11 protein-coding genes are annotated in these 13,944 nt (G+C 45.8%); 3 read left to right on the forward strand and 8 right to left on the reverse strand.

Going from position 1 to position 13,944, the window contains the following annotated elements; translation table 11 throughout:
- Positions 1-73: 73 nt before the first annotated feature.
- The 3 genes from trpD to trpE are packed head-to-tail and all read right to left on the reverse strand — an operon-like array spanning position 74 to position 3,207.
- Positions 74-1,087, reverse strand: coding sequence for an anthranilate phosphoribosyltransferase (gene trpD, locus BN3261_RS08980; RefSeq protein WP_059086058.1), 1,014 nt, complete (start codon positions 1,085-1,087; stop codon positions 74-76).
- Positions 1,088-1,144: 57 nt separating this feature from the next.
- Positions 1,145-1,723: an anthranilate synthase component II gene (locus BN3261_RS08985; RefSeq protein ID WP_059086059.1), complete on the reverse strand. Its 579-nt coding sequence runs from the start codon at positions 1,721-1,723 to the stop codon at positions 1,145-1,147.
- The gene (gene trpE / locus BN3261_RS08990; protein WP_059086060.1) at positions 1,720-3,207 is read right to left on the reverse strand and encodes an anthranilate synthase component I; all 1,488 of its coding nucleotides are present in this window, start codon (positions 3,205-3,207) and stop codon (positions 1,720-1,722) included. Before trpE ends, BN3261_RS08985 begins: the two co-directional genes overlap by 4 nt.
- A gap of 516 nt (positions 3,208-3,723) precedes the next feature.
- Here trpE and BN3261_RS09000 point away from each other — a divergent pair.
- Positions 3,724-4,401, forward strand: a complete 678-nt coding sequence (locus BN3261_RS09000) for a GTP pyrophosphokinase (RefSeq protein ID WP_059086061.1) — start codon at positions 3,724-3,726, stop codon at positions 4,399-4,401.
- Between the two features lie 13 nt (positions 4,402-4,414).
- Here the strand turns inward: BN3261_RS09000 and BN3261_RS09005 are convergent, their stop codons facing one another.
- The 5 genes from BN3261_RS09005 to BN3261_RS09025 all read right to left on the reverse strand — a co-directional run bounded on the left by BN3261_RS09005 (position 4,415) and on the right by BN3261_RS09025 (position 10,287).
- Positions 4,415-5,398, reverse strand: coding sequence for an AraC family transcriptional regulator (locus tag BN3261_RS09005; RefSeq protein WP_059086062.1), 984 nt, complete (start codon positions 5,396-5,398; stop codon positions 4,415-4,417).
- Positions 5,399-5,611: 213 nt separating this feature from the next.
- Positions 5,612-6,679, reverse strand: a complete 1,068-nt coding sequence (locus tag BN3261_RS09010; RefSeq protein ID WP_059086063.1) for a substrate-binding domain-containing protein — start codon at positions 6,677-6,679, stop codon at positions 5,612-5,614.
- A gap of 99 nt (positions 6,680-6,778) precedes the next feature.
- The gene (locus tag BN3261_RS09015) at positions 6,779-7,786 is read right to left on the reverse strand and encodes an ABC transporter permease (protein WP_059086064.1); all 1,008 of its coding nucleotides are present in this window, start codon (positions 7,784-7,786) and stop codon (positions 6,779-6,781) included.
- 3 nt (positions 7,787-7,789) lie between these two features.
- The gene (locus BN3261_RS09020) at positions 7,790-8,782 is read right to left on the reverse strand and encodes an ABC transporter permease (protein ID WP_059086065.1); all 993 of its coding nucleotides are present in this window, start codon (positions 8,780-8,782) and stop codon (positions 7,790-7,792) included.
- Positions 8,782-10,287, reverse strand: a complete 1,506-nt coding sequence (locus BN3261_RS09025) for a sugar ABC transporter ATP-binding protein (RefSeq protein ID WP_059086913.1) — start codon at positions 10,285-10,287, stop codon at positions 8,782-8,784. The genes BN3261_RS09020 and BN3261_RS09025 overlap by 1 nt, the downstream gene beginning before the upstream one ends.
- Before the next feature lie 265 nt (positions 10,288-10,552).
- Here BN3261_RS09025 and BN3261_RS09030 point away from each other — a divergent pair, with 265 nt between their 5' ends.
- Together BN3261_RS09030 and BN3261_RS09035 are read left to right on the forward strand one after the other, a co-directional pair.
- Positions 10,553-12,118 carry a response regulator transcription factor gene (locus tag BN3261_RS09030; RefSeq protein WP_059086066.1) on the forward strand — a complete coding sequence of 522 codons (1,566 nt, stop codon included), beginning with the start codon at positions 10,553-10,555 and terminating at the stop codon, positions 12,116-12,118.
- Positions 12,115-13,938 (forward strand): sensor histidine kinase, encoded by a 1,824-nt coding sequence (locus BN3261_RS09035; RefSeq protein ID WP_059086067.1) that lies wholly within the window; start codon positions 12,115-12,117, stop codon positions 13,936-13,938. Before BN3261_RS09030 ends, BN3261_RS09035 begins: the two co-directional genes overlap by 4 nt.
- The last annotated feature ends 6 nt before the right edge of the window (positions 13,939-13,944 follow it).

Consider the following 13,944-nt stretch of genomic DNA (forward strand, 5'->3'; position numbering starts at 1 on the left):
TCTGACAGATTAATGTTTCCGTTCGTATCTCTTCCGATAGGGATTGCCGATTTCTCTTCTGCCGCTATTATTTTCAAATCTCGTTACTTAATTTGATAAATTCCGCAAGCTTGGCAGCAGCTGCACCACTGTCGATCAGATCTTCAGCCTTTCTTACGCCGGCTTCCAGGCTCTCTGCCTTTCCTGCGATATAAAGTGCTGCACCTGCGTTCATGCAGACCGCCTGACGCTTCGGGCCTTTTTCGGTTCCGTTTACAATGGCTTTTGTGATCTCTGCGTTCTCTGTCGGTGTGCCGCCTGCCAGATCTTCTTTGCTGCAGCGTGTATAGCCGAACTGCTCCGGTGTGATCTCATAGGACTGGAACCATCCGTCCTTGATCTCGCACACAGAAGTCGGTGCGCTCATGGAGATCTCATCCAGCTTATCCTGTCCAAAAACTACCATTCCACGGTTCACGCCAAGCTTCATCATAACCTGTGCCAGCGGCTCTACCAGAGACTGGTCAAAGACTCCCATCAGCTCCATGTTTGCGCCTGCCGGGTTGCTTAATGGTCCGAGGATATTAAATACCGTGCGGATTCCCAGCTCTTTACGAATCGGTGCCACATATTTCATGGCAATATGATAATTCTGGGCGAACAGGAAACAGATGTTAATCTTTTTCAGGATCTCTGCACTTTTTTCCGGCGGAATGGTGATCTTTACGCCAAGTGCTTCCAGAACATCTGCTGCACCGCTCTTGGAAGATGCTGCACGATTTCCGTGTTTTGCTACCGGAACGCCACCTGCTGCGATCACAAGAGAAGATGTCGTGGAAATGTTAAAGGAGTTTGCTCCGTCACCACCGGTTCCTACGATCTCCAGAACATTCATATCGTGGAGAAGCTTGATGCAGTGTGCACGCATTCCGGCTGCTGATGCAGTGATCTCATCAATAGTCTCTCCTTTCAGGGAAAGTGCAGTAAGGTAGGATGCCATCTGTACCGGTGTTGCCGCTCCGTCCATGATCTCATTCATTACGGCTTCTGCTTCGTCATATGTAAGATCTTCTTTTTTTGAAAGCTTGAGGATTGCTTCTTTGATCATTGTTGTTTCCTCCTGTTTTGTAACGATTCTATCTTTTATGGATTGCTGTTCTCTGTCTTATCTGTCTCTGATAACCTTCATAAAGTTCTCGATCATTGTTTTTCCATCCGGTGTCATAACAGATTCCGGATGGAACTGTAATCCGAATATCGGATATTCTTTATGCTCCAGTGCCATCACCTCTCCGTCCTCAGACTCAGCGGTAACAACCAGTTCCTCCGGTAAAGTATCCCGGATAGCTGCCAGTGAGTGATATCTGGCTGCCGGAAAAGTTTCCGGAAGTCCTTCAAACATCCGGCTCTTTCCAACTTTATGTACCTCTTTCTGCTTTCCGTGCATCAGCTCTTTTGCGTAGGATACTGTCCCTCCGAAGGCTTCACAGATGGACTGATGTCCAAGGCAGATACCCAGGATCGGCAGCTTGTCTTTGAAATATTTTATGGATTCAATACAGATTCCCGCATCCTCCGGTTTTCCCGGACCAGGGGAAAGGATCAATGCCTCCGGCTTCATGGCCTCCAGCTCTTTGATGGTCACTTCATCATTTCTTACCACCTTGATATCCGGCTCCACAGAACCGATCAGCTGATAAACATTGTAGGAAAAGCTATCATAATTATCGATCAGTACTATCATTCCAGTCCCTCCTGTGCAGTTTCGATTGCCTGTACAACGGCTCTTGCCTTGTTGCAGCACTCCTGAAATTCACTTTCCGGAATGCTGTCTGCTACGATCCCTGCTCCTGACCGGATACAGATCTCACCGTTTTTCTTATAAACCAGGCGAATGGCAATACAGGTATCCAGGTTTCCGGCAAAATCCAGATATCCGATAGCACCGCCGTAAATACCTCGCTTGCTCTGTTCCAGTTCCTGGATGATCTGGCAGGCACGGAATTTCGGTGCTCCGGAAAGTGTTCCTGCCGGAAGGATGGCATCCACTGCATCCACCGCATCCCTGTCATCCCGGATCTGGCCGGTAACTGTGGAACCAATATGCATCACATGAGAAAAACGCTCGATGCACATATATTTTTCTACGTTCACAGTACCGATCTTACTGATCTTTCCGATATCATTTCGCCCAAGATCCACCAGCATGTTATGCTCGGCACGTTCCTTCTCATCAGCCAGGAGTCCTTTTTCCAGCACCAGGTCTTCTTCTTTTGTCTTGCCTCTTGGTCTTGTTCCTGCAAGCGGGAAGGTACTTAATTCTGTTCCTGCAAGCCTGGCAAGTGTTTCCGGGGAGGCTCCTGCAATCTCAATATCATCACTGGAAAAATAAAACATATACGGCGAAGGATTGGTAGCCCTGAGAACACGGTATGTATCAAACAGACTTCCCTCTGCTTTCGCTCGCATCGGATTGGAGAGCACCACCTGGAAAATATCTCCTTCGTGGATGTAATACTTCGCTTTCTCAACCATCTCACAGTATTTTGCTTTCGGGAACTGCGGCTCAATGGAAGATTTCAGCTTCAGTGACGGGAATTCATCCTGCTTTCCATTGCGGATCAGATCCGCCATCTCTTTTAGTTTCGCTTCCGCATTCTGGTAGGCATTTTCCAGATCATCTGTCATCACTCCGGTGATCAGAAGCACCTTCTGTCTGTAATGGTCAAAGGCGATCACCTGGTCAAAAAGCATCAGATCCATATCCCGGAAATCCTGTACTGTCTCGTCAGTAAGCTCCAGCTTCGGCTCGCTGTATTTGATGTAATCGTAGGAAAAATATCCCACCAGACCTCCGGTAAAGGTCGGCATATTTTCCATCACCGGGCTTTTGTATTCTTTCAGGATCTCCCGAATAGCATCTCCCGGATGCTTCACCTGCTGTACGGTTTTTTCTTCAGTTCCGTCCTCATGGATCCTGCGGATCTGAAGCTTTCCGTCTGTACAGGTGATCTCCATGGATGGCTCATATCCCAGGAAGGAATAGCGTCCCCATACCTCTGTCTGGCTGGCACTTTCCAGAAGATAGCAATGTCTGCTGGCTGTGCGTAAGGTCCTCATGACTTCTACGGGTGTATAGCGGTCGGAATACAGTTCTCTGCATACGGGAATACGCCGGTATTCCCCTGACTTTGCGATTTCTCTTAATCCTTCTAATGCTGGATACATATTCAGTCCCTCCTGATCTACATTTATGTAACAAAAAAAACCCGTCTCCGGCAGAATCCAGTTCTGCCAGGGACGAGCGTTCAAAATCCAATACACCCGCGGTGCCACCCTGCTTCACAGTATGACCTGTGCACTTGTCGGAATACCTGCATATTCCCGGCAACTGACGTATGCCTTCACGTCACAGAATACTCGGTATCCGGGATACCTTTCCCTGTGCCCTCAGCGGTCCATTTAGTAAACTGCTTCTCGACCCGGCTCTCACCCTCCCGGATTCTCTGTGCGCGCATGAAAACTTTTATCTCCGCTTCAACGGTTTAGTGGTTTACTTGATTAAACTCTTCATATAAAATAGCACAGGATTTTTAATCTGTCAATACAAAAGTTGAAAAAAATGTCATTTTATTCTATAATTATCTTATCACATTGCCGAAAAATAACAGGAACAGATCAGAATCTGTCTTTACTGTTTTCAGCAGATTTCACATACGAAAGGAGTTTCTCTCAAAAAATACCATGGCAAAAGAAAATACCAATAACTGGCTGGATACACCGGATCCCCGGGTTTTTATCAAAAATTCCGCAAAATTTAACGACCTGATGATGATGTACCGCTGTACTGTCCGGGAGGTCCGTACCAAGCTGGAAGTCCTCAACGATGAATTTTCCGTGGAATATAAACGTAATCCCATTTCTTTTATCAAAACCAGGATCAAAAAACCGGAAAGCATTTACAAGAAGCTTAAGAAGCTTGGCTATGAATTTACAGCCGAGAATATCCAGAATCAGCTGAATGATGTAGCCGGCATCCGGGTTGTGTGCGCTTTTATCGATGATATCTACACCATTGCGGATCTGATCTCCAAGCAGGACGATATCACTGTTATCCAGGTAAAAGATTACATCAAAAATCCAAAGCCCAACGGCTACCGCAGCTATCACATGATCGTAGAAATCCCCGTATTTTTCTCCAAAGGAAAAACACCGATGAGAGCCGAGATCCAGATCCGTACCAACGGCATGGATTTCTGGGCCACACTGGAGCATCAGCTTCGTTATAAGCAGAATATCGAAGAAATGGATGGATATGAAGAAGTCAGTGATGAACTTCTCAACTGCGCCAGAGCTGTCATCGACATGGATAATGAGATGCAGCGGATCAAGGATAAGATCGGACAGTTCCACGACATTTAAAAAGCAGGTGGGGTTAAAGCCTCACCTGCTCTTTTTCGCTGTTCTTTACCCGAAATGCTCTGGGTGTCATATGATAATGTTCTTTAAATACCCGGTGAAAATAACTGTTATTCTCATATCCCACCGCGGCAATGATATCACTGATGGGAAGATCTGTGTCACACATCAGTTCCACCGCCTTGTTCAGACGTTTTCGCTGAAGAAGTTCCTTAAAGTTAAATCCTGTCGTTTTTTTGATCATCTTGCTTAATACATGCATGGGCAGATGAAGACGGCTGCACAGCTCTGTCAGGGTAGCTGTCCGGTATTTTTGCTCAATGTAGTCCAGTGTGGTCATGGAGATCATGTTTTCGTACTGGTTGGGAAGACGCATCTCCACGTACTGTACGGATTCCACCAGATACATAAAGATCAGGCCCATTGTGGTCTGATTAATCCGTTCCCGGTTCTCTTCTCCATTTACCAGGGAATAGATGATGTTTTCCAGAAGATTCTGGATCTGTAGCACCTCTGCCACCTTAAAATGCAGATATTCTCCCCGTTCCTCATCCTGTCTGAGCACATTCACAAGAAAATCTGCCAGCATATTATCATTGCCGGTCATGGAATAAGCCACATCAAAAAACTCCGGCAGCACCATAAAGTTAATGGCAATATCGTTCTGTCCAGCCTTCAGGATCTCATGTTTCGTAAACTGGTTGAGAAAAAGCAGCTCACCCTTATTAACGATGACTTTTTTGCCATCAATGATGTTAGTCAGAGAGCCTTCGCAGACATAGAGCACTTCCACGAAATTATGCCGGTGTGCCGGAAAATGCACAAAACGGGTATGGGTACGGACCGCGATCAGCCGGCCTTCCTCCAGCATTTTTCCGCTGTCCACGGTAAAGTCCCTGCCGGAGGTATAAAGGTCTCTGTCCACCTCTGCCTCTCCATCCAGGATCTTTCGTTCTTCTTCTGTGATCTTTCTCAGCTGATCCAGTAGCGCCTGCTGCATGCCTTCCTCTCCTTTATCCGTTTCTTCTTTCTTTGTTCCTCTTTATCCTCATTTTAGCACTGCTGTCACATCCACACAACTAAAATCCTCATATAAAAGATCTGCGCAAAAGAACCTCCAACGTCTCTGCACACAGAAACAGGCGGAGTCCAAAGACCTCGCCTGCTCTGAAAGGATTTATCATATGAATATTACAGTCAATCTGAGGATTGATTAGTACAGCTTAGCCATCTCCTCGATGTTGCTTGTATCGAATTTCAGAGGTGCACCAAGAACAACCTCTGTACCGCCGTCATCTGCCTCTGTTACTGTGTAGTCACCAAGGTCACCAGCTGTGAATTTGTCATCTTTAGCACCTGTGATGTCTTCGTTGATCAGAGCGATTGTTGTGTAAGCGCTGAGTTTTCCAAGGCCCTGCATATCCCACAGATAGAAGTATGGGCAGGAATGAGAATCATCATCACCTGTGTACTCCTGCATCTCAGATGGAAGTCCAAGTCCGGTCAGCTTGCAGGAAGATCCGTTATCCTGAAGATATTTAGCTGCTGCTGCGATACCAACTGTTGTAGGTGCGCAGATAACCTTCAGATCCTTGTAGTTCTGAAGAAGAGCTGCTGTCTGGTCTGTGGATTTCTGCGGCTCATCATCACCGTATACAACGTCTACAAGCTCAAGCTTGCTGTATTTGTCATCGCCTTCCATGATGGTCTTCATTGCGTCGATCCATGCATTCTGGTTAGCGGACTGAGATGTAGCGGAAAGGATAGCGAACTGTCCTTCACCACCGGAAATATCAAGAACTGCATCCATAAGTGCCTGAGCAACTTCTTTCGTACCAGCCTGGTTTACGAAAATCTCACGGCTGTCTTTGTTCGGTGCGGAGTCGAAGGAAGATACTTTGATTCCCTCATCCATAGCTTCCTCAAGCTTAGCCTGAAGAGCGTTAACATCGTTAGCGGAAATACAGATTGCATCGAAGTCCTGGGAAATCAGGTTGTCAAGAACCTTGATCTGTGCATCAGCTGTAGCTGTCTCAGGATAAACGACCTGAACCTCGCCGCCTTCAGCCTCTACTGTCTCCTGGAAAGATTTCGCTGCGATCTCGAAGAATGCGTTACCGGCTGCTTTACCAACCAGAGCGATCTTTTTGTCTTTTGCGGAATCGCCAGCTGCTGCTTCTGTCTTAGTATCATCTTTTTTGTCATCTGCTGCAAGAACCGGGCAAACTGTACCAAGAACCATTGCTCCACAAAGGATTGCGCTAATTACCTTTTTTTTCATTGTTGTTCCTCCCTATAAGAATATAATTTTTTTATATGCTGCTGCCTCCGCTACACCAATGGAGGCAGCTAACAATCATATGAGTTTCAAAAGTGATATTTAGTTTTTCTTCATTGCGACTGCTTTTTTCACATCGCCGATGATATTCGGAAGAGCTACTGCTGCTACCAGAAGTACACCGATGATAAGAAGGATCACCTGTGCATTTACGTTCTTCTGTCCAAGGCCAACTCGTAAGCATACGATGATGAATGCAGAAATGATACCGCCGGCCAGGTTACCTTTACCACCTGTGGAGGAGATACCTCCGAATACTGCCATTGCAATGGCATCCATCTCAAATCCGTTACCGGTTGTTGTATTTGCACCGTAGGAAGAGGATACCAGGAATACTGCACAAAGTCCGGACATAAGTCCCATAACTGTGTAGATGATGAAACGGATCTTCTCTACGTGAACACCTGCGTAATAAGCTGCCACACGGTTTGTTCCGATCGCATATGTACGGCGTCCGAATGTGCTCTTTCCAAGAAAGATCGCAAAAAGTACACCAAGGATCAGGACCAGGAAAAGAATATATGGAATATTTCCAACCTTTCCACCGATAGCACGGAAGCCATCTGTGTTTGTGATTGCAATACTTCCGCCGGCTCCAAGTGTTACCTCAGCGATACCACGGAAGATGATCTGTGTTGCCAGTGTTACGATCATTGGAGGCAGCTCCTTGAAACGGGTAAGGATAAATCCGTTAACCGCACCACAGAGGGCACCAACAGCCAGTGCTGTAAGTACTACTACAATGAACGGAGCGTTTGTGTTGCAGACCATACAGCTTAAGGTAGCGGAGAGACACACGATCGCACCTACGGAAATATCGATCTCGCCTAATACCAGGATGTACGCCATCGGGAACATCATGAATACCTCTGCAAGGTAAACCGGCATCTGACGAAGAACACTCTTCATATTATAAAACTCAGAAAATGATGCGCAGAAAATATTTACCAGGATAAAGAGAATGACCAGGATGCCTTCCCAACTGAATATGATGTGTTTCATCGGATTTTCCGGCACATTGTTAATACTTCTTCCAGATTTTCCAGCCATGATTTACATCTCCCTTCCCTTTAATGCGTTTTTATCTGCGATTCTCTGCAGAACAACGTTGATCACAACTACTACCAGGATGATAACACCCTTGATCATGTTCTGCCACAGTGAACTGATACCTACAAGCGGAAGAGCTTTTGCGATCGTTGCAAGGATAATGGAACCGAGGAATGCACCTACTACGGTTCCACGTCCACCGCTCATGCTTACACCACCGATAACGCAGGCTGCGATAACATCCATCTCACCGCCGTACTGCATATCAGGCATTGCAGAAGCATAAACAGATACCTGAAGTGCTCCGCCAAGACCTGCGAGGAATCCCATGATCACATATACAAGAAGGTTGATATTCTTTGCATTGATACCGGAAACCTGTGCTGCGCTTGCATTACTTCCTACTGCGTAGATCCTTCGTCCTGTTCTTGTCCATTTCATAAAGAAGAAGAATACCACATAGCATACGATGATCACCCAGATAACCTTGTTGATCCCAAGGAAGCTGGTTGTTGCAAAATTCTTAAACTCACCAAGAGCTGCGGCACTTGCCCACTCACCACCGTGGGAAACAAGATAACCCATTGCTCTGTAGATGTACATAAAGCCCATGGTTGCAATGATAGGCGGAACGTTTGCTCTTGAGATCACAAGACCTACAACCAGTCCGCAGGCAATACCGATCGCCATTGCAATGATGAAAGCAAGTAATGTACTTGTGATATGTCCGTATTTCAGGAGCATACCGATGGACATACCGGAAAGTGCCAGAGTTGACATGATGGAAATATCGATTCCGCCTACCAGCATGACACACAGCATACCAAGTGACATTACCATTGTTACTGCATTATTTTTCAGCATCTCCATGAGTGACTTCGGCGTAAGGAATGACGGGCTGATCACTGTGACAACGGCAAACAGCACGACCACGATAATTGCCAGCAGAGCCTCTCGGGAGCCTGTAATCTTCTTGATAACAGATTTCTTTTCCATTATTTAGTCCCCTTTCCAGTGCTCTTTTCCATGGACAGCTCAAGGATTCCTTCCTGTGTTGCCTCTCCCCTGTTCAGTTCACCTGTCTTACGGCCGTTGCACATAACAATGATACGGTCAGACATTCCAAGGATCTCAGGCATCTCGGAAGAGATCAGGATGATGGCATAGCCCTTCTTCGCAAGATCTCCCATGATCGCATAGATCTCGGCTTTTGCACCAACATCGACACCCTTTGTCGGCTCATCCATGATAACGACCTTCATTTCCTGAGCAAGTGCCTTGGCAACAACAACCTTCTGCTGGTTACCACCGGACAGTGAACTTGCAGGCTGGAAAATATCAACAGCCTTGGTATCTACTTCTTCAAGAAGCTTCTTGGAAAGCTCTCTTTCTGCTTTCTCGTCATTGAATCCGGATTTTGCATATTTGCTGATGATCGGAAGGGTTACGTTTCTTCCAAGGCCCCAGCTCATGACAAGGCCCTGCTTCTGTCTGTCCTCAGGAAGAAGGATGATACCTTTTTCCATTGCTTCGGAAGGAGTCTTGATATAAACCTCTTTTCCCTCAAGGAAAACCTTTCCTTCGTCCGGATGGGTGATTCCGCTGACAGCTTCCATAACCTCTGTACGTCCTGCACCGACCAGACCGGTAAGACCTACGATCTCGCCTGCACGTACATTGAAGGAAACATCCTTGAAAAATCCTGTTCTGGAAAGATGTTCAATACGAAGCATCTCATCTCCCAGCTTAACCTCCGGCTTCGGGAACAGATCATTGATCTCACGTCCAACCATTGCCTTAATCAGATCTGCGTTTGTGATCCCGTTTACATCATAGGTTCCGATATACTGAGAATCACGGAATACGGTAACTCTGGAAGCCAGACGATACATATCCTCGAAACGGTGGGAAATAAAGATAATGGAAACGCCATTCTCTTTCAGCTTATCAACCAGTGTGTAAAGCTTCTCCGACTCGTTTCTGGTAAGTGCTGCTGTAGGCTCATCCAGAATGATGATCTTTGCATTTGTGGAAAGCGCTTTGGCGATCTCAACCATCTGCTGCTGTGCAACAGAAAGAGTTCCCATCTCAGCGGTTGCATCAAAATCTGCATCCAACTCACCTAAGTACTTGTTCGCCTCCTGATTCATCTCTTTCCACTGGATCATATGATGTTTGATGATCTCGTGACCCATAAAAATATTTTCTGCAACTGTAAGGTGCGGATATGATGTCGGATGCTGATATACGGCTGCAATACCTGCCTCCTGGGCATCCTTCGGACCCTTGAAGTCAACCTTCTGTCCGTTCAGGAACATCTCACCTTCTTCTGCTTTATGTACTCCGGTAATAACCTTGATAAACGTAGATTTACCAGCACCGTTCTCACCCATCAGTGCGTGAACCTCACCAGGCTTGAGCTGGAACTGTACATTATTCAGAGCTTTGACACCGGGGAATATCTTCGTAATACCTTTTAATTCAAGAACATATTCTGACACGGCTCTTTCTCCTCCCTTTCCTTTAATCTGATTATATTCTATCATCCGGCCCACAGGTTGATAATGGGAATATTTTTGGATAAGGGTAAAATATTCTTCTTTTCCCTGTAAAATATTACTCATAAACCATTGTCCCATTCTCGTATTTCTATATACTTTATGCTATAATGATAACGCTGACGTTACAGTTTTCTGGGAATATAAACAGAACTGTAAACATCCGATTTACGAAGCTATAAAGCTATGCTCGATTGGAGAATTGTATATGAAATTACTGATCGTCGATGACGAAGAACTTACGCGTACCGGACTGATCTCATCTATCGACTGGGATTCTCTGGGGATCACCGAGATCCTTCAGGCAGATGATGGTGTGAACGGACTGGAAATGGCCAGACTGTATAAACCTGAGATCATTCTCTGCGATGTACGGATGCCGCGGATGACAGGCATTGCCATGCTGGAGCGTCTGGAGAAATTCCTGCCGGACAGTATCCCTATCTTTATGAGCGGATATTCTGACAAAGAGTATCTGAAAGCTGCCATCAAACTAAAAGCCATCAATTACATCGAAAAGCCTCTGCATCCCGAGGAAGTACAGGCGGCAGTTCTGGAAGCGCAGACTCTTTACAAACAAAAGCTCCGCTCCCATCGTGGCGAAGCGATCCATTCTCAGGAAATCGCTACCCGGCTGGCACAACAGCTGACTCTTCCACCTTCCGATAACAACAAAATTGCAGATCTCTGTCTGGAACTGGGGCAGCCGGAGCTTCTTGAGAACGGCATGAATTTTACCTCTGTGATCGTAAAGCTTAATGAATCTGTGGAGGCTTCCGGTATTTTCCTGGAAGATCTCCAGAACGACATTTCCTGTTTTCTGGAGCATTACCATCTGAAATGTCTTTTTGTGGAAAAAAGGGTTCAGTATCTGGTCCACCATATATATGGAAGGAATGCCCTTTCCCCAACTACCCTTTCCGCAGTGGGAAGCTATATTTCCAGACAATATGACACCTGCGGAAAGCATCTGATCGCAGCCGGAAATACCGTAACGGATATTTTCAGGGTTTATCAGTCCTACGCTTCTGCCGTGATCCTTCTGCAGAACTGTTTTTTCTTTCCGGAAAAAACATTTCTGACAGAAAATGCCATCCGCCTGCTTTCACCGAAGGGACCGGTTCCGGATTCCCTGCATTCACCGGAAAATACTTTTTCCAAATATCTCCTGGCCGGAGAAGAAGAACCCTGTTTTCAGTTTCTTGATGAGCTTTTCCGGTATTATAGCTGCAATCACACATTTATGCCTAACCAGATCCGTGATCTTTATTACCAGCTATTTAATACACTTTCGGCTTCCCGTAAAAAAAATCAGCTGGAAACCGAACTTCATGAAAAGCAGGATCTGATCGTAGATACGTTAAACAACGCCTTCACCTACGAAGAACTTCACAAAGCTCTGAAAGAAAAAACCGCCCAGTATTTTGAAGATGCGAAAAATTCCCAGCCGGAAAATTCCACGATCTTTATGATCAAGGATTATATCAGCCGGAACTATATGAACGATACACTTTCCGTAAAAGATATCAGCGGCCATGTATACCTTTCCGCATCTTATGTATGCACTTTTTTCAAAAGTGAGACCGGACAGACTCTCAATCAATATCTGACAGAATACCGAATGGAAAAGGCCAAGCAGCTGCTTTCCGATCCCAAATACAAGATTTCCGAGATTTCTTCCAAGGTAGGCTATACGGATGGCAATTACTTCGGAAAAAGCTTCAAAAAATACTCCGGCTTTTCCCCGTCTGAATACCGGGAGAAAATGTCATGAGGGCCCTCTGGCGCCGTTTCAAAAACGGCTACCTGAATTTAAACCTGCAGACAAAATTCACCATTGCCCTGATCAGCATTGTGGTAATTCCTGCCTGTCTTACCGCCTTTCTTTTTTATGGACGACTTTATAGCATGGTGGTTTCCAATACCATCCGGCAGGAGCAGGACGCCTCCGCAAAAACTGCACCTCTGATCGAACGGACTATGGATACGATCCTCGCTACTACCCGGAATATTACAGGACAGAATTTTTTTCAGGAACTTTTTTATATGCCGGTCAGCGATTCAGCAGAACAGCTTGCAACATCTAACCATGCCACTGATTTTAAAAATGCCGTTCAGCGTCTGACCACAGATTCCATTGTTACCGATGTACAGATCTATGTGGATTTTCCTGATGATCTGAAGACACTGGATACTTATCCCAACACTGAGAATATCCTTGCTCCCTTAAGTCAGGCGAAAGGTACCTACTGGTACGGTATCTTTCAGGGAAACCGGAACACCCAGGAAATGTTCTGTCCTTCCTTCTATCTTGGTCCCAGGGAAAAAAAGAATTATGGTGATATGGCATATATCTGCCCTTTAAGCCTTTATTATCACTCCACTGCCTATAAGGCTTATCTGGCAGTGTATTATTCCGATGACAAGCTTACTTCCATTCTTTCCGACAATCTATCTCTGGAAGGAAGTGTTTCATATATTGTAAACGAACGTGATGCCATTGTTGCTACCTCAGATCTGTCATTATCCGGAATCTACCAACTGGATTACGACACCATCAAGGCTTCCTTTATGTCTTCCAATAACTTCATTGAGCGGAACATTCTGGACACAAAGGTTTATGCCGGTTTTTACAGCATTTCCAATACGGACTGGTTTATGGTGACGGTCCTTCCTTCCCCGCCGCTGATCCATGCGAGCAACCGACTGATGATCCAGATCGTACTGATCTATGCAGTTTTTCTGGTTCTAGCACTTATTTTTGCCAATGTACTGGCTCATTCCATTACCGGAAGACTTTCTTCTGTGATCCGGCAGATGCAAACCGTCCGCCACGGCCCGCCTACTCCTATGGAAAGTCCACAGGCACATGATGAGATCGGTAATCTTATCGATACCTACAACTATATGACTCGAAAAATGGAGGAACTGATGGAGAAGCAGGCTAAGGCTGCAGAAGATCTCCGGATCGCAGAATTCAATTCCCTCCAGGCACAGATCAATCCACATTTTCTTTATAATACCATGGATATGATCAACTGGATGGCACTGCAGGGACAGACCAATGAGATCAGTCACGCAGTGCAAAGTCTTTCCCGTTTTTATAAGCTGACTCTGAGCCGCAAAAAAGGAATCTCTACCATTGCAAGGGAGCTGGAGCATGTAACCATCTACGTGCAGCTTCAGAATATGCGCTACCACGACAGCATTGAGCTGATCACGGATATCCCGGATGAGCTTTCAGAATACCAGATCCCGAAGCTGACTCTTCAGCCTGTTGTGGAAAATTCCATTCTTCACGGGATCCTGGAAAAAGAATCAAAATCCGGAACTATTGTTATTACCGGATGGATGGAAAATGAGGATATTGTTCTTCTGATTTCCGATGACGGTGTTGGGATTTCGCCGGAAATCCTGTCAACTATCCTTTCCGGAAAGGGAAAAAGCCAGTCCGGCGGCACAAATATCGCAGTTTATAATACCCACCGGAGACTCCAAATTCTCTATGGAAATAATTACGGACTCACTTATTCCAGCAAGCCTGGAGAGGGGACAGAGGTTGAGATCCGCTTCCCTGCACATCGCGAAAAGTAACTTATG

The sequence above is a fragment of the Blautia massiliensis (ex Durand et al. 2017) genome, assembly GCF_001487165.1.
Taxonomy (GTDB): Bacteria; Bacillota; Clostridia; order Lachnospirales; family Lachnospiraceae; genus Blautia_A; species Blautia_A fusiformis.